At 36.3% G+C, this 16,855-nt stretch carries 16 protein-coding genes; 12 read left to right on the top strand and 4 right to left on the bottom strand.

What is annotated here, in order from left to right; all coding sequences use genetic code 11:
- The first annotated feature begins 51 nt into the window (after positions 1–51).
- The 8 genes from tssA (at position 52) to KUI_RS00490 (ending at position 7,913) form a co-directional block, all read left to right on the top strand.
- Positions 52–1,113 carry a type VI secretion system protein TssA gene (gene tssA, locus KUI_RS00455; RefSeq protein ID WP_013521890.1) on the top strand — a complete coding sequence of 354 codons (1,062 nt, stop codon included), beginning with the start codon at positions 52–54 and terminating at the stop codon, positions 1,111–1,113.
- 37 nt (positions 1,114–1,150) lie between these two features.
- Positions 1,151–1,684, top strand: a complete 534-nt coding sequence (gene tssB, locus KUI_RS00460) for a type VI secretion system contractile sheath small subunit (RefSeq protein WP_013521891.1) — start codon at positions 1,151–1,153, stop codon at positions 1,682–1,684.
- Positions 1,685–1,692: 8 nt separating this feature from the next.
- Positions 1,693–3,186: a type VI secretion system contractile sheath large subunit gene (tssC, locus tag KUI_RS00465; RefSeq protein WP_013521892.1), complete on the top strand. Its 1,494-nt coding sequence runs from the start codon at positions 1,693–1,695 to the stop codon at positions 3,184–3,186.
- Positions 3,187–3,253: 67 nt separating this feature from the next.
- Positions 3,254–3,739: an Hcp family type VI secretion system effector gene (locus tag KUI_RS00470; RefSeq protein ID WP_013521893.1), complete on the top strand. Its 486-nt coding sequence runs from the start codon at positions 3,254–3,256 to the stop codon at positions 3,737–3,739.
- 87 nt (positions 3,740–3,826) lie between these two features.
- Positions 3,827–4,660, top strand: a complete 834-nt coding sequence (locus tag KUI_RS00475) for a type VI secretion system accessory protein TagJ (protein WP_013521894.1) — start codon at positions 3,827–3,829, stop codon at positions 4,658–4,660.
- A 10-nt stretch (positions 4,661–4,670) separates the two neighbouring features.
- Entirely contained in the window at positions 4,671–5,234 is a 564-nt protein-coding gene (gene tssE, locus KUI_RS00480; protein ID WP_013521895.1) for a type VI secretion system baseplate subunit TssE, read from the top strand.
- Complete coding sequence (tssF, locus tag KUI_RS00485) at positions 5,234–7,129, top strand: type VI secretion system baseplate subunit TssF (protein ID WP_013521896.1); 1,896 nt, start codon at positions 5,234–5,236, stop codon at positions 7,127–7,129. Before tssE ends, tssF begins: the two co-directional genes overlap by 1 nt.
- Before the next feature lie 79 nt (positions 7,130–7,208).
- The gene (locus KUI_RS00490) at positions 7,209–7,913 is read left to right on the top strand and encodes a DUF3540 domain-containing protein (RefSeq protein ID WP_013521897.1); all 705 of its coding nucleotides are present in this window, start codon (positions 7,209–7,211) and stop codon (positions 7,911–7,913) included.
- Between the two features lie 77 nt (positions 7,914–7,990).
- Here the strand turns inward: KUI_RS00490 and KUI_RS00495 are convergent, their stop codons facing one another.
- On the bottom strand, positions 7,991–10,474 hold the full coding sequence (locus tag KUI_RS00495; protein WP_013521898.1) for a TonB-dependent receptor: 2,484 nt from the start codon (positions 10,472–10,474) through the stop codon (positions 7,991–7,993).
- Positions 10,475–10,738: 264 nt separating this feature from the next.
- Between KUI_RS00495 and KUI_RS00500 the strand changes: the two genes are divergently transcribed.
- From KUI_RS00500 to KUI_RS00515, 4 genes are all read left to right on the top strand, one after another.
- A complete protein-coding gene (locus KUI_RS00500) occupies positions 10,739–11,359 on the top strand; it encodes a hypothetical protein (protein ID WP_014840024.1) in 621 nt (206 codons plus the stop codon).
- Between the two features lie 242 nt (positions 11,360–11,601).
- Positions 11,602–12,108: a hypothetical protein gene (locus KUI_RS00505; protein ID WP_126476005.1), complete on the top strand. Its 507-nt coding sequence runs from the start codon at positions 11,602–11,604 to the stop codon at positions 12,106–12,108.
- Positions 12,109–12,591: 483 nt separating this feature from the next.
- The gene (locus KUI_RS00510; RefSeq protein WP_014840026.1) at positions 12,592–13,236 is read left to right on the top strand and encodes a hypothetical protein; all 645 of its coding nucleotides are present in this window, start codon (positions 12,592–12,594) and stop codon (positions 13,234–13,236) included.
- Positions 13,233–13,853 carry a hypothetical protein gene (locus KUI_RS00515; RefSeq protein WP_014840027.1) on the top strand — a complete coding sequence of 207 codons (621 nt, stop codon included), beginning with the start codon at positions 13,233–13,235 and terminating at the stop codon, positions 13,851–13,853. Before KUI_RS00510 ends, KUI_RS00515 begins: the two co-directional genes overlap by 4 nt.
- A gap of 53 nt (positions 13,854–13,906) precedes the next feature.
- Here KUI_RS00515 and KUI_RS00520 read toward each other — a convergent pair whose 3' ends face one another.
- From KUI_RS00520 to KUI_RS00535, 3 genes are all read right to left on the bottom strand, one after another.
- Complete coding sequence (locus KUI_RS00520) at positions 13,907–14,527, bottom strand: hypothetical protein (RefSeq protein ID WP_014840028.1); 621 nt, start codon at positions 14,525–14,527, stop codon at positions 13,907–13,909.
- Positions 14,524–15,177 (bottom strand): hypothetical protein, encoded by a 654-nt coding sequence (locus KUI_RS00525; protein ID WP_014840029.1) that lies wholly within the window; start codon positions 15,175–15,177, stop codon positions 14,524–14,526. The genes KUI_RS00520 and KUI_RS00525 overlap by 4 nt, the downstream gene beginning before the upstream one ends.
- 1,184 nt (positions 15,178–16,361) lie before the next feature.
- A complete protein-coding gene (locus tag KUI_RS00535; RefSeq protein ID WP_081482423.1) occupies positions 16,362–16,811 on the bottom strand; it encodes a hypothetical protein in 450 nt (149 codons plus the stop codon).
- Positions 16,812–16,855: the final 44 nt, after the last annotated feature.

The raw sequence follows: 16,855 nt of genomic DNA on the forward strand, positions 1-16,855 counted from the left end.
TTTTTATTTACTGTAATTATTCTTTAATCTTTCGTTGCTATTATTTGTTTCATGATGAATTTTGATGAGTTATTTCCCTCATTCGATAATGATGATTGTGGGGCCAATCTTGAGTATGATTCAGATTTTCTGAATCTAGTACAGGCTTCTGTCCCAAAACCTGAACAGCAGTTCGGGGATGCTGTTATCGAAGCCCAGCCGCCTGATTGGGCCAAAGTTGAAAAAATGGCATTGGAATTATGTAAGCGTTCATGTGATGTTCGCATACTACAGATATTGACTTATGCCTGGACATTTCAACGTGGTCTCGTTGGCTATGCTCAGGGTATTGATTTAGTTCATCAGGCATTAGAAAAGTGTTGGGATTCTATTAATCCTCCGCTTTTTGAAGAAGATGGTTATGAAGATCCTATGCCTCGCGTAAATGCGATTTCGGCATTGGGTGATTTGAGCACCTTAGGTAGAGGTATTCGTAGTTCAAAACTTTTATCGGATAACTACGGTAATTTAACTGTACGTGAAGGTGAAGCCATCATCGATGGAAGTAACGATGGGTTTCCAGGTGGAAAAAATCGATTGTCTGAGCTTTTATCTCAAGCTACTCAATCCGAAAATGAAATCGCTTTGGCTATTCCCGTTGCTTTTAATGCTTTACAAAGCATAGAGGATTTAGTAGTTGAAAAGTTGGGTCATGATTGGCGTCCAGATTTTCCAACTATTAAGTCTTTATTTGGTTCGTTTGTTCACTTAATTAACTCTAGACCTTCAACTAGTAGTTCGGAGGCGGTTGTTGAAAGCACTGAAATTTCAGAATCATCAACTCAATCAAGTGATACATCTTCTGATTCTTCAGCTAAGTTTGCTTCTTGGCGTGAGGTTCAGATTAAAACTAGGGCGGATGCGATATTGGCATTGGAGAAGGCTTGTGCTTATTTCGAAGTTTATGAGCCTAGTCATCCAGCACCTTTTATTATTCGCAGATTGCAGCAAGCGATTCCTCTTAATTTCTTTGAAATGCTTAAGAACCTGGCCCCATCTGGTTCTGAGCAGTTTGAACAGACTTGGGTTCCTAGAGAAGAAGAGGATTCAAGTAGTTCTTCTGATGATTATTAATCATCTTATTATTTTTTAGCTTATTTTCGGAGATACTATGGGCTCAAGAAGTAAAAGTGGTCAAAAGTTTATTGCACGTAACCGTGCACCACGTGTTCAAATTGAATATGATGTAGAGATCTACGGTGCAGAGCGTAAAATTCAGCTCCCATTTGTTATGGCAGTTATGTCAGATTTGACTGGTAAGTCTACTGTGGAACAACCTGAAGTAAGTGAACGTAAATTTAGCGAAATCGATGTAGATAACTTTGATGATCGCATGAAAGCAATTGCCCCTCGCGTGGATGTTTCTGTTCCAAATACTCTTACTGGTCAAGGTAGACTTTACGTTGACCTTACTTTTAACAGTATGGATGATTTTAGCCCAGCAAACATTGCCCGTAACGTTGAGCCTCTAGCAAAATTATTAGAAGCTAGGACTGAGCTTTCAAACTTATTAACTTATATGGATGGTAAATCTGGTGCTGAAGAATTGATTAACAAAGTTCTTGAAAATCCTGCTTTACTTAAATCCCTTGCTGCTGCTCCAAACAAATCATCTTCAGATGATGCTCAACAAGATCAAGAATAGGTGAATATATGGCTACTGAAGCTTTAAAACAAAGTCAAGAAAAAGGCACGATTGAAGTTGAGGGCTTATCTTCACTTCTTAAAAAAGAATTTAAACCTAAAACAGAAGAAGCACAAAGTGCTGTTGAAAGTGCAGTTAAAACTCTAGCTGAACAAGCACTTTCATCTGCTGTAACTATCTCCTCAGATTCATACATTACTATTCAAAATATTATTGCTGAGATTGATCGTAAATTATCTCAACAAATTAACGTAATTCTTCATAACGAAGAGTTCCAAAAACTAGAAGGTGCTTGGCGCGGTCTACATTACTTAGTTAATAACACTGAAACAGATGAGATGTTAAAAATCCGTTTCATGCCTATTTCTAAAAAAGAATTAGGTCGTACATTAAAACGTCACAAAGGTACAGCATGGGACCAAAGTCCTATATTCAAACGTATATACGAAGAAGAGTATGGTCAATTCGGTGGTGAACCTATCGGATGTATCGTTGGAGATTATCACTTCGATCACAGTCCTCCAGATGTAGAGCTTTTAGGTGAAATGGCTAAGATATCTGCTGCTGCTCACTGCCCATTTATCTCTGGTGCTGACCCTTCACTTATGCAGATGGATTCATGGCAGGAACTTTCAAATCCACGTGATTTAAGCAAAATCTTCACAAATACTGAGTATGCAGCATGGAGAAGCCTACGTGAAACTGATGACTCACGTTATTTAGGTTTGACATTGCCTCGCTTCCTGGCTCGTCTACCATACGGTGCTCGTACTAATCCAGTTGATGAGTTTGATTTCGAAGAAGATACAGAAGGTGCAAACCACAATAACTACACTTGGGCTAACTCTGCATATGCGATGGCTGCAAATATCAACCGTTCATTTAAAGAGTATGGTTGGTGTACATCAATTCGTGGTGTAGAGTCAGGTGGTGCGGTTGAAGGCTTACCTACTCACACATTCCCTACCGATGACGGTGGCGTGGATATGAAATGTCCAACTGAAATTGCTATTTCAGACCGTCGCGAAGCTGAACTAGCTAAAAATGGTTTCATGCCACTAGTTCACCGTAAAAATTCAGACTTTGCTGCGTTTATCGGAGCTCAGTCATTGCAAAAACCTGCAGAGTATGATGATCCTGATGCAACAGCAAATGCTCGTCTTTCTGCACGTTTACCTTATTTGTTTGCTTGCTGCCGTTTCGCACACTACTTAAAATGCATCGTGCGTGATAAAGTGGGTTCATTTACTAGTCGTATTGAGATGGAAGATTGGTTGAATACTTGGATTATGAACTATGTTGATGGAGATCCAGCTAACTCTTCTCAAGAAACTAAAGCTCGTAAACCACTTGCTGCTGCTGAAGTACAAGTTGCGGAGATTGAAGATAATCCAGGCTATTATGCTGCTAAATTCTTCTTGCGTCCGCATTATCAGTTAGAGGGTTTAACCGTTTCATTAAGGTTAGTCTCTAAACTGCCATCCCTTAAAAAGGCTGGCTAATCCGTAACTATAGACATTTCCGTTTATAGTATTTTTAACAATTGCCCATTTATATAGGAGAGAAAAAATGGCTGTTGATATGTTCTTAAAAATTTCAAGTGTTGAAGGTGAATCTAAAGACTCTAAACACGCTAAATGGACTGACATCGAATCATTCGCTTGGGGTGCTACTCAACCTGGTTCTATGGCTACTGGTGGTGGCGGCGGTACTGGCAAAGCTAGTTTCAACGACCTTCACGTTATTTGCCGCATCGACCGTGCTGCACCTACAGTAATGAAACATTGTGCTACTGGTAAACACTTAGACAAAGTTGAAATTTCTGTAAACAAAGCTGGTGGCGAACAAGTTGAATACTCTAAAATCACTTTAGAAGACGTTCTTGTTACTTCAGTTCAATACACTGGTGAAAAAGATGGCGACGCTATGATGGTTAGCTACTCTTTCCAAGGTGCTAAAGTTAAACAACAATACTGGGAGCAATCAGATAAAGGTACTAAAGGTGCTGAATCTGTTGTTGGTTACGACATCAAACAAAATAAAGCTACTGCTTAATTTTTGTAAATCTCATCAAGATTTATCGCATGTCAAAAGGGCTAATTCAGCACAGGTTGGGTTAGCCCCATTTTTTTAAGGATTAATATGAACACAGCTGGTATTTTTAAAACAAATTCTATTGATGAAGTTATTGAGCAAACCAAGGATAAAGTTCGTAAGAATCCAGACAGTGCGGATTTGCGTGCAAATTTATTTCAGCTTTTAGCACTTAAAGGGGATTGGACTAGAGCTGTTGATTCTCTGAAACTAAGTGCTGAGATGAATTCGCAAGCACAACCCGTTGCCATGCTTTATGTAGCCGCTGTTAATGCTGAGGTTGACAGGCAAAACGTCTTCCAGGGTAATGGCAGACCTGCTATTTTTGGTGATGCTGACGAGTGGATGGGGTATCTAATTGCCTCTATTGAGGAAAAGGATCCATCTAAATCTGAAGAATTGTTAGATAAAGCTATGGAACTTGCTCCTGAAGTATCAGGAACTATTAAGACTAGAAACGGTGAAGAAGTTAATTTTGAATGGCTAGCAGACGGAGATAGCCGCCTAGGTCCTATGTTGGAATTTCTAAATAATGGTCAATATGGTTGGGTACCATTTAATGAAATCGAATCGCTTCGTATCATTGAACCTTCAGGTATCTCTGATTTAATATGGTCTCAGGCTGAATTAGTTCTTACTAACGGAAGATCTATAGTAGGCATGGTGCCTAATCGTTATCCTGGTGATTATGCTTCACTAGATGATAAATTCAATCTAGGACATCGTACAGAGTGGGTACCACTTTTTGAATCAGAAGAATCAGAATACTATAAAGGTGTAGGTCAAAAGACATACATTTCTGATTTGGGCGATCACCCAATTTTAGAAATTGAATCTATTAAATTTAATCCAGTTTTAACTCAGGATGATGCGGAAAGCTGAAGTGTAATTTATGATTACAGCTCATCAAAAAAGAAAACTCGATAGCATCTCTAGAAAAAGCGATCAGGATTACAAAGATAAACTTCAGCCTGTATTGCTTGATAAACTTACTGACGAGCATCCAGAAAGACGAAAAGAACTCAGGGAAGCTGCTACAGTTATTAATTTTGAACAACTAAAAAAGTCCGTACTTAGAGATTTAGGTTGGTTGCTAAACACTGTTAATTTAGAATCTATTGAGTCTTTGGACGGATATAATCACGTTAAAAGTTCAACTATAAATTTTGGCGTTTTCCCTGTAGCTGGTCAGAAAATGTCAGAAATCAATCATATTGAAATTCAGAATCAAGTAAGAAACGCAATAATTAATTTTGAGCCTAGAATTTTACCTAATGATCTTGAAGTTATCTGTGAATTAGAAGAGTCAGATTTAGAACACTACAACGTGTTGTCTCTTATAATCAAGGGCAGATTATGGTGTAACCCTCATCCTATGGAGTTTTTTCTACGTACCTCAGTTGACTTAGAGTCAGGTCACATGGAGATTAAGGACGAAGGTAGAGGATCCTTATAATGGAAAACGATTTTATTGAGTACTACAATCGCGAGTTAGCTTATATTCGCGAAATGGGACGAGAATTTGCTGAGCAATATCCAAAAGTTGCTAGTCGTTTGGGTATGGAGGGCATACAAGTTCCCGACCCTTATGTTGAGCGTCTTATGGAGGGCTTTAGCTTTTTAACAGCCCGTATCCATAAAAAAATGGATGCCGAGTTTCCTCAATTTACACAGAATTTGCTAGAAGTTCTGTACCCACACTACGTATCACCTACACCTGCAATCGGAATAATCGACTTCGATGTTAATTCTAAAAAGGGGGACCTAGTAAAAGGGTATACATTGCCAAAAGGTACAGTTTTCAGAGCTAGGACTGGTGGCAAAGAGTGCCGATTTTCTACTGGAAGTGAGGTTACATTTCACCCATTAGTAATTGAAGAAGCTGAAGTTACATCCTCTATGAGCGACCTACCTCCTAAACTTTTAAAAAGTTTTAGAGGAAACAAGCAAATTAGAAGTGCACTTAGAGTTCAAATCAAAGTCGTAGGCGGAAGTAATATTGCAGATTTGAAAAACTTCAATAAGTTGAATTTTTTTCTTAATGGCGAAGAGGTTTATACTCACAAACTCCTTGAGATGCTTATGGCTCACACTATCGGCATAGTTGTGCACGATCATGAGAGACCAGTTAGATGGACAAAATTTCTTGATGTAAAAAATCTCAAGCATGAGGGGTTTGAGACGAATCAATCATTATTGCCAACTGATAGCAGGGTTTTTCAGGGATACAGACTACTTCATGAATATTTTGCATTTCCGTACAAGTATTTATATGTAAGTTTAAGTGGGATACAGCAAGCAATAACATTGCCAGAGGAACTGCAAAAGCAAAAGATCAAGTCTTTTGAGGTCACTTTCCTGTTCGATAAAATTGCACATGACCTTGAGGGTGTAATTACAGCTGAAAACTTGCGTCTACATAGTGTTCCAGTTATTAATTTGTTTCCTATGTTGGCTAATAGGATAAATATCCTCCCGAATGCTCATGAGTATCATGTAGTCGTGGATAAGGCTAAACCTCTTGATTATGAAATCTACTCGCTGACTAAGGTTACGGTAAATGCTCCTGGAGCTAAAGAGACTAAGGAATTTCGACCATTTTTTGATGTTTATGGAGCTGAAGGTCAAACTATCCATCAGTTTTATTCTGTTAGGCGTGAAGCACGTAAAGCATCTCTTAGTGCTAATCAAATTAGCAGAAGAACTGGTTATCGAGGAAGTGAAATCTTTATTTCAATCGTAGATGTCGATAATCCTCCTTACGACAATCATACAGTATTTGGACTTAATATTGAGACGATGTCCACGAATAGGGACTTGCCATATATTTTTAACAGTGGTGGAGATGTTGATTTTAGATTTAATGTTTCTGTTCCGGTAGATAGGATAAGTTTTATAAAAAAACCAACTCGTACAAGGGCTCCAATAGGCAGAGAAGCTTATTCGTGGCGGTTGATCAATCACTTAAATTTAAATTACCTTAATTTGTTAGACTCTAATGAGGAATCTGGTGCGGAGGCGGTTAGAGAATTATTGCATATTTACTCTGACCTTGGAGATCCGATGTTAGCTAGACAAATTCAGGGGATTAGAAGCATTAAACTTGAGCCTATTTATAGACGTATGCCTGTCAGAGGTTCTATAGTATTTGGTCGTGGAGTTAGTATTAAAGTATTGGTCGATGAAAATGAATTTGCAGGTATTAGTCCTTATTTATTTGGATCAATTTTAGACCAATTCTTTTCTCGTCACGTTTCTATTAATATGCTCACAGAGCTTGAATTGTCATCTTTGCAGTCAGGATTGATAGCTACTTGGAAACCTAGACTTGGTGGTAGGCCCACAGTGTAACTTATTGATTTAATATAAAATTTGTCCAATTGTCATAATTCTTGTACAATTAGGTAATTTATAAGAAAGAATTAGACTTGTGCCTCAATCTCTAGACCAACAAAAAGAAGTTTTTATAGATACGTTGCTCCAAAAAAGCGATGAACTTAATGCATTGCTTTCACGGCAGGCTAGGGGACAGGAGGATGGTTCTTCTAGCTTTACACGAGGCACTATTACTAACTTTCTAGGTGGTGGCCTATGCGAAGTTCAGCTTACAAACCAAGAGACTATCCAAGCACAAAAAGCAGCCTTTTGCCATCATACACTTGCTATCGGGGATAAGGTTCTAATCGATTTTGATCAAGAAGATGGGCATTTTATATTAGGCGTATTGAAAGCAGTTCAAAATCGTAAACTGACACTTGATTTTACAAACGTTGAGACCATTAAATCGCATGAATTGCAATTTACTGGTCAGCGATTACGCTTTGAAGCACACGATATGTGGCTTGCGGCTAATAATCATTTAAACCTAAATACAAATAATGTTGAAATCGTGTCTGTGACTTACGATTTAAAAGCTTCAGATATCAGAAGCACTTCAAAAAATTATGATATTAAGGCACAGTCCATAAGACAAAACTTCCAGCAGTCTCGAAAAGTTGTGCAGGGCGTGGACCGTGTGGATGCTAGAAGTATCCAGTATACAGCTGATATATCTGCAAATCTTCAGAGCAAGAAGAATGTCACGCTTGGAACAGGAACTATTACCCTAGACGGTAAACTGACTGTTGTAAGTTGATTGCACGTGTGAGAGGATTACTTAGTCCTCATATGAGACCAAGTAACCCCACTCTACAAAAATCTCCAACCACAATATTAAAAAGTCACCTTAAGTCCCGCCCTCACTGACCGTCCTGGCAATGGTGCTATAAATCTCAAGATTGAGTTGTGAGGCCTTGCTTCAGTATTAGTTAAATTGCGTGCATCCATAAACCATTCTGCAGAAAAATTTTTTGCTATCTTATGTGAATAACTTGCATAAGCATCAACCATCGTATAACCACCTAGAGATATCTCGGGACCAGTAGTATTGCGACCTAAGCGTGTCTGATTCTTATATCGAGTAACACTTGTAGCAAACTGCCATCCTCCGCGTTTCCAGTTTAGACTTGCACCGTAGCGAGAAGTAGGGAGGTTGGGCATAACATTGCCATCACGTGTGCTACGTAAATAGTCATGTCTTTGTTGTGGTGTTAATTTGCTTATATCCTTTACAGACCCTACAGCATACTGAGCCACAGGTTGATTTTTTACAATGTCCGCAAATAGCCTAGTTTCAAGCTCTCCAGCCGATCCAAGGTCCCACAGGTTCGTCCACTCAAGCTCAAGTCCTGAAATTTTAGTATCACCCTGACGCCATTCACGTCGTGCCATATCTCCATCCTGATTACCACCTGTGAAACCTGCATAGATATAATCTTTGTAGTAAGTTTTATATGCAGTAGCACGCACAGAGCCCCCTAGAATCGAAAGCTCCGCCCCAGCTTCATAAGTTTCTGCCGTCTCTTTTTTAAGTTCGGGGTCACCATTTTCATTTACGAGATTTGCAAAATTTCTATTGTGTGCAAATAATTCATTAACCTCAGGAGCTCTTTGTGAGCGACTATACTGAGCACGTAGTCGCAAAATATTGATAGGCTTAACTGTCAAAGCCACCGTCGTACTGTGCAAATCAAATGACCTACTGTTATTTTTTCTTATGAAAAAAGCCGTCGCACTATCAGTTTTACCGATTGTGTTGGGATTGGCTGTGTGTTTGACTTTCCCTAACCTATACCCGAGCTCTGCCTCAACGTATTTTGTCTGCAATTTCTCGACCAAAAATATTCCTAAATTATCGCTTTGAGTATCGGGCAGAAATTTATCGGCACCCCTAGAAGTGATATCTCGTCTGCGTGCATCGATACCAAACGAACCTTGCGACCAATCAGTTAAAGAATGATTAAGTTCAACCCTAATTTGCTTAGATCTTGAATTCAGACTACTTGCAAATATATGCCCTAGATATGAGTTGTTATCCGCATCCGTCAGGGCTGCTTGCACTTTGATATTATTTAGGATCTTGCTGTTTGGCCTGTACAAACCCTCTAGCTGCCAACGATTTTGAGATGAAATAATATTAACTGGCAATACATCCGCCCCCGCAACTTTCGATACTAGCGTCGCAAATCCAGGAACTCCGTATTCGTTTTGATATCTACTATAGGCGATGCCAATATATCCGTTTTTACCTACAAAACTCCCACCAACGGAGATATTTTGATTATCGAGATGACTATTAGAAAGTACTCCCTTTTTAGTCGGAACCTTATCTTTAACGCCTAGCAATCGCTTGCCCTTTTCTCCTGGTGGCAATGACGGGTCGTAATCAGGATTTTCTTCGAAATAGTACTTGTTATAGTCGGTAAGCTTGGTCGAGTACACATCACCTAAACCAATTCCATACCTATCGATATATGCTTGAGCCGCCTCAGGCCCCTTTTTAAGCTCGCTTAAATAATACTTGTTAATATACTTAAAAGACTTAGGTTCGAAATAATATTCAACTTCCAACACTGTCTGGCAACGCCTCAAAATCTCATCCTCACGTCCCCCATCTTTTTTGAGCAAAAAATTCCCGTCATAACAGATATCAGCTTTAGAATTTCCTGGAATCTTGTATTCATCGATGTTATTGTTCATTCCATCAATGTGCCACGCAAATTTACCAGCACGCCCATTAAGAGAAAACGCCTGCAATCGAGTAGCATTTGGTCCGCCACTAAATTCCACCTTCCCTTGAATTATCCTCTCTGGCAATGCATTCGGTATCAACGCCGTATTCACATCAACAGCCCCGCCAATAGCATTGCCCCCGAAAAGAACGGATGCAGAGGATTTACGCACGGTTATGCCCTCCGCAAGAAAAGGGTTGACTGCCAACGGCATCGTCCCCGCAAAGCCCGCTACATCTGAAACAGCAAGCCCATTTTCGGATACATATACGCGAGATCCAGTCAGACTGCGGATTTGGGGCTGACCATTGTTAGGACCCATACTGTTGTTTTGAACGCCACTCACCTTCTCGATAGTCTGTCCCAACGAAACCGCACGATAGCGTTTGATTTGATCGCTAGACACATCGTCACTGTTCAGAAGAAAGTCACTATTACCTATTAACTTTTCTGAGCTTGAGTCGGATGTGTAATCGACAACATCAACCGACTGGATTTGTGCTTCCTGTGCAAAAGAGTAACACGTAGAGGTAAACAACAAACAGCAAGAAATAACTTTTGGATAAATATCAAGGAATGTTTTCATATTGTAAAAAAGTTGTATAGAAATTTCGCTAGATTATATTCTCAACTCGTTACAGAGTGAATATTTGACTTGTAACATTTGGGATGGCAATGAGACCGAATAGTGTTACATATTACTAAATGGTTACTGTTGCAGGTTGCGTTCAGAAGGGCAATTTGAATTTTCAATTTTGTTTAAAAGGGGTTAAATTTGGATTGCAGTTGGTGCTGATGTACAGTCTTAATAATAACTCTGATTCCGTAGGTTTTTAATGGTCAAATACACATGAAATTTAGAGCATACATAACGAAAATTATATTATTGTTAATGACATTTGTTCATCCATCTTTAGCTAACAACGATAGAAATAAAATTAAAGATGAATTCATTAAAAGTGCCCTTGAGACAAGAGAAGCCTTTCCAAAAGATGAGATTGAAAGATTATTTGAAGAAGGTAAAAAAAAGAAATGGGATTCACGGAGTCAAATAGTTTATCGTCCAAGCCCACAAGGTAAAATTTTCTGTAGTGATGTTCTTTTTTACCCCACAGCAGAATCTGCTTATGAGTGTGCATTCAGTGATTTTATTCCTTATATGGCATATAGATCCGAATCGAGTCCAGAATCTAATGAAATGATGCATTTGTGGATAAGTATCTACTTAGAACTAGCTAGAATATTGTTAGAGAAATACGACCATCACTATGCTTATTATTATTCCAAATACGATAATAAGGACTTTTGGCAAGATAAAGTAAATCATCTGCAGAATTGTTTGGATAAATACACAGCAAATTTTTCAAATAAAGATATAGATATGTCATGCATTACACCTATAAGATCACCTTATTTAAATAAACCGAGGAGATTACCAAAAGAGGTGTTAAGGAGAATTTTAGAGAATTAATATCTTGGAAGTCTGCGACTCTTTTTTGGGGAAAAAAGTTTCGCATATTCAGACTTGCATATAAAAATTTATGAGCCTGTAATTTTCATGTATAACTCATCACCTAAACTTCCAAATAAGCAACCCATTTTGGCTCTGTTGAATGTGATCTATGAATAAAGTTTTAAGGTTGTTTTTCGCATTAATTTTATCTAGCTTTTCTGAGTGTGTACTTTCATCACCAGAAATAGATGCTGAAGCTATTGTTCAAAAAATATTCAAGAAAGAATGTTTCAGAGGCTGATAAGAACAAATTCGTTAAGGCTTTGCAGCAAGATATAATTAGAGAACATTACTATGGACCATATGGTCTATTTAAGTATTACTGTGCACCGAATTATCCTACTTTAGAAACTTTGTTTAAATGCGAACATGCACTTTATTTTATAGCATTAACAAAATTTAAAGATAAAGATAATGACCTATCTGTACTCAATGATATTGAATCGAGATTATTAGCGGTTAATAAGATATTAGCCAAATTAACTCCCAATGATGAAATATTCACACACCCAAGATTGAACAATAAAAAATATTGGGAAAAAAGGGCTGACATATTATTAAAGTGTGTGGAATTATTTAGAACTTCGGGAAAGCCAGTTACAACTAGTGAATGTAAAAAAGTAACTCCTTCTGCACTCACAGGAAAGCCCTGGAGGTTTGTGCCTGAGTTTAAAAAAACTCTCGACAAGGTTCCACTAGTTGAGTAGCTATTTTAAAAAACTGTCATTATATTTAAAACTTATAGTTAAATTTTTTTGTTTTACTGTATCTGAAATAGGCAATGTTACAGAGCACTCATTAATAAAAATTTTGTGCATTTATAAGTGATCTAAATCAGAGCTTATTCGAGAATTGCCGATTTAGTTAAAAAGGGGTTAAATTTGGATTGCCGTTGACATGCACAAAAATGTGAGCAGATAAATCTAAGATAATTTACTAATAGCTACAATTAACGTTTTTTTAATCGTAATTATTGTGTGCAAAGGATTTACAGGTAATTCGCAATTCTATTCTCAATCGTAACATTGCTACAATTCTCACTTTTAACTTTCACCTAATAAAAACAACTGATAAATTTTTAGGTCCGTTAAGAAGACTAGGATGAATTAACATAAAGTTATTTTAGTGACTAGGTACATAAAATTTTAACAATTTTATTTTAAATTGGTTTTTTTATATAAATATTTAAGATGAATAATTTAGACTGTTTTAAATTAACTGATGATGGATTTTGGAAAGTAAGATTGGATAATGAGTCTGAGGTATCCGTCCCTAGTTTCACTGGGGTTATACTAGGTGATGTCATTGAGGATAGACAAAAATTTACCATTATTGATGGGGTGCACAGGAGTAAGAATGCTTCTATTTCGTTAAAGTACGGCAACCCATTTGTTGGAAAGTGCATAACGTATTATGACAATATAGAACTTGTCTTAAAACTTTATGTTTCTAGAGATCAATCTATGTCCCAGATTCATGGAATTCTAGAAACACCAGTAGGACAATTGAAATGTATGTCATGGGGGCTTGCAAATGAAGAGGGTAAAAAAATAATATTGGACAATGTGTATAAGATAAAGATTCCAGATTTCCCACATAAAAGTATTAGTCGATACAATAATTACAGCAAGTTTTATAGGGTTTGGTTTGGGCTAGAATTGCTAGTTGGTTATGAGAACTTCTTTAACCGTTACCTTCATTTTGGTTCTCTTTCTTGGGGGTGTGTATCCTGCATTTCAGGTTCATTATGGACATCATTGGTTATACTTTTGCTTAGGAGTCGCTTAAAGAATAGTTTAGATAACGTTGGTTTGTTGAAAGTTAATTACATATGAATAAATTTAAACTTTTATTAACGCTAATTGGTCTTATTACTACTCTTTGTTCTCAGTCGTTTGCAACTGATACTAAACATGTAGTCGATATGGACTATATAAATAAAGCTTTGGATGCAAGAGAATCAATTTCAATATCTGAAAATGAGAGATTTTTTTTAGAAGGCAAACAAAAGAAAACAGACTACAGAGAAAACTTAATATATCAACCTAGTCCACAGGGAAAAATATTCTGTGCCTCTGTACTTATGTATCCAACAGCTGAATCGGCATATGAATGTGCATTTAATTACTTTATATTCTATTTGTCCAATACGTACAATAAAAATCCAAACCTTAAGGATATTGATATTGTTTGGATAAACACGAACTTAGAATTAGCACGAATTTTGATGGATAAATACAATTTTCATTACGCAGAATTCTATTCAAAATACGATAACAAGATTTTTTGGGAGAAAAAAGTATCGCATCTACAAACCTGCCTCGATAATTATACGAGAAACTTTATAAAAGCAAACGTAGATGCTTCTTGTATAATCCCTACCAAATCTCCTTTTTTAAATGAAACTAGAAAATTACCAGATGACGTTATTAAGCATATTTTTGGACGGTAACTAATTTTTTTCTTAATTTTATTATTTACAGTCTCTTTATAAATTCAGAAGAATTAATTCTCTAAAATTCTCCTTAACACCTCTTTTGGTAATCTCCTCGGTTTATTTAAATAAGGTGATCTTATAGGTGTAATGCATGACATATCTATATCTTTATTTGAAAAATTTGCTGTGTATTTATCCAAACAATTCTGCAGATGATTTACTTTATCTTGCCAAAAGTCCTTATTATCGTATTTGGAATAATAATAAGCATAGTGATGGTCATATTTCTCTAACAATATTCTAGCTAGTTCTAAGTATTTACTTATCAACAAATGCATCATTGCATTAGATTCTGGACTTACTTCGGATCTATATTCCAAATAAGGAATAAAATAACTGAATGCACACTCATAAGCAGATTCTGCTGTGGGGTAAAAAAGAACACCATCACAGAAAATTTTACCTTGTGGGCTTGGACGATAAACTATTTGACTCCGTGAATCCCATTTCTTTTTTTTACCTTCTTCAAATAATCTTTCAATCTCATCTTTTGGAAAGGCTTCTCTTGTCTCAAGGGCACTTTTAATGAATTCATCTTTAATTTTATTTCTATCGTTGTTAGCTAAAGATGGATTTATAACAGTCAGCACACACAAAATAATATAAATAAGGCTATTTTTTAAGTTCATATATAATTAACCTTTAAAAACCCTACAGTATTAAAATTATTTCTAACTCTGCTTAATAAAAGATACTCACATAAACTTGTCCATAATTTACCCCCCGAACATGACACACAACCATGAGAGGTTTGTCCAAAATGAAGATAGCGGTCTGTTATGTTTTCACTACCTATTAGTAATTCAAGACCAAACCACACTTTGTATAAATGTGTTTCAGTGTTATATGGAGCAAAACTTATATGAGGATAATCAGGAAACTTAATTCTATAAATAGAGTCTAAAATTATTTGAAACCCTGGGTGATAGGGTCTACCCCATGATTTACAATGCAAGTTACCTATAGGGGTTACAAGGATTCCATGAATTTGTTTCTCTTCTTTGCTACTAGCACTAACATTAAGATTTAAAACCAAATTAACATTCTCTCTATAATTAAGCATCCTACCCATGAAAGGGTCACCATTTTTTAAACTTATTGAAGCTTCCTGATTCTTATATAACCCTTCGTAAAATGAAAAAAATCGCCTCTCATTCTTAATCTCACCAAGAATAACTCTTGTATAAGAAGGAACAGAAACTTCCAGATTACTATTCAGTTTAACCCTCCAGAATCCATCATCAGAGTGCTTAAAACAATCTAGACCCTTATATACCATACTTAATGAAAGAAAAATTCTTAAAGCATTATAAATATAAATAAGTATTATGAACTTATAGTTACTTGAACAAAAATAAGGTTATGGCACTTTACTATTTTGTGTTTTGAATCTTAAAAAAGGATATCATTGCAGAATCTTAAGATTCAATTTTAGTCCGCATTATCAGGCATTTTGAATTAAATTAACTAATTAAGTGAATCACCAAATCAGGTGGGCAGTCTTTAGTTTAAAAATGAATTTTTTCTCTCAAAAATAAATTTAATAATCATCTATTTTTTTAATTCGGTCTTCTCACAACAAAATATCATCCATTTAGTTGGAAATAAACCATTTCTATGAATAGTAGAATCTTCAAAGATTGGCATTAAAGATGGTTTTTCTTTTATTTTCAACTTCCAAATCTTTCCATCATTGTAGAATTTATACTTCACTAAGTTTTCTTCATCGTAAATCAATAGTCGAAAAAATCCTGTTGAATAAGGGCCAATATAGAGACTTTCTTCAAAATAACAAGATTATTATTTAAAAAATAGATATAAAGAGTATCTTCAAATGGGTAATTGTTCGACAAAAACACCAAATAATTTTCTCCAAAATTAAGCTGGCATTCCAAAAAGGGTCCTTCAACTAATTGTTTATGACCATTTTCATCAAGTAATTAATGATTTAGTTCTAATGTCTTGAACACTTTCTAAACTTAATAAAGTTAATGAACTGCAGGGTTTTAAATTCATTAAAAAACTTGGTCCACCAAATAACAAAGACCTAAAGCCACGCATGCTGGGACACCAGAACCACATAGCATTGCAGCCACGCTCCCACCTGCTACACCTGTAACAATACCACCACTATAGTAGAGGATTTCTGTGCAATAGTTTATTATTTGTTATTAGAATTGTAATATTGTACACTGATACCGCTAAAGTCATAACAATTATAGCTCTTGATAATTTAGATAAAATGTTTAACTTTTAAGATACTCCTGTGTTAGGACTTGAATATTTTAAAAAATCTCAAAGTAAATTTAATTTATTTCATCTTTGTTTAATAGAGAAATTTTCTTGTTATATCTTTTTAAGCTAGAAGTTCTTCAAAACTCTTAACAACAGGCTTCAACCTTTATTATTTAGCTATACATAACACAGTAGTTCTTTTTCTAACAGCATTAATAATAGTATTTCTTAAATTACATTACTGGCTCTTGAATAGCCCAATGTGGTCACAAAGGCTTTTAGTGGATTGTTCTTAGCCACACCACTTCTAATAATGGTGAAATCCACTTGCGTCTGACGGCCTGGCTCTGTTTCAAACCTCACCAGTGGCTCTTCCTTAGCTTTGGGCTTAAAATTTCTAACATATTCGCTTAGTATTCGGATCTTACCCTCATAGCCAAGCTTTACTATTTCTCTAAAAATCACAGTGGTTGCTATCCACTCAGAGTGAGCCTGAGCTATCCTCTGTGATAAATAGGATTTGTATGGATCAAGTTTGATAACTATATTTTCTCTAGGAGAATAGGCAGAGGACTCCTTTTCTTCCCTAAGGTATTTACGTACAGTATTTCTAGAAACATCAAGCTCTTTTGTGAGCTTAATCGAATAACCCAGCTGATATAAGTTTTTAATGAACAAAATCGCCTCCTCATCTAACTTGAATTGCGACCTAAAAAATCGCT

It is taken from the genome of Taylorella equigenitalis ATCC 35865 (genome assembly GCF_000276685.1).
GTDB lineage: Bacteria > Pseudomonadota > Gammaproteobacteria > Burkholderiales > Burkholderiaceae_B > Taylorella > Taylorella equigenitalis.

Excerpts from the sequence above, each read along its gene's own strand:
- tssB (WP_013521891.1), top strand. The coding sequence starts at position 1,151 with ATGGGCTCAAGAAGTAAAAGTGGTCAAAAGTTTATTGCACGTAACCGT.
- KUI_RS00475 (WP_013521894.1), top strand. The coding sequence starts at position 3,827 with ATGAACACAGCTGGTATTTTTAAAACAAATTCTATTGATGAAGTTATT.
- KUI_RS00520 (WP_014840028.1), bottom strand. The coding sequence starts at position 14,527 with ATGAACTTAAAAAATAGCCTTATTTATATTATTTTGTGTGTGCTGACT.
- KUI_RS00470 (WP_013521893.1), top strand. The coding sequence starts at position 3,254 with ATGGCTGTTGATATGTTCTTAAAAATTTCAAGTGTTGAAGGTGAATCT.
- KUI_RS00515 (WP_014840027.1), top strand. The coding sequence starts at position 13,233 with ATGAATAAATTTAAACTTTTATTAACGCTAATTGGTCTTATTACTACT.
- tssE (WP_013521895.1), top strand. The coding sequence starts at position 4,671 with ATGATTACAGCTCATCAAAAAAGAAAACTCGATAGCATCTCTAGAAAA.
- tssC (WP_013521892.1), top strand. The coding sequence starts at position 1,693 with ATGGCTACTGAAGCTTTAAAACAAAGTCAAGAAAAAGGCACGATTGAA.
- KUI_RS00510 (WP_014840026.1), top strand. The coding sequence starts at position 12,592 with ATGAATAATTTAGACTGTTTTAAATTAACTGATGATGGATTTTGGAAA.
- KUI_RS00495 (WP_013521898.1), bottom strand. The coding sequence starts at position 10,474 with ATGAAAACATTCCTTGATATTTATCCAAAAGTTATTTCTTGCTGTTTG.
- KUI_RS00525 (WP_014840029.1), bottom strand. The coding sequence starts at position 15,177 with ATGGTATATAAGGGTCTAGATTGTTTTAAGCACTCTGATGATGGATTC.
- KUI_RS00500 (WP_014840024.1), top strand. The coding sequence starts at position 10,739 with ATGAAATTTAGAGCATACATAACGAAAATTATATTATTGTTAATGACA.
- tssA (WP_013521890.1), top strand. The coding sequence starts at position 52 with ATGATGAATTTTGATGAGTTATTTCCCTCATTCGATAATGATGATTGT.
- tssF (WP_013521896.1), top strand. The coding sequence starts at position 5,234 with ATGGAAAACGATTTTATTGAGTACTACAATCGCGAGTTAGCTTATATT.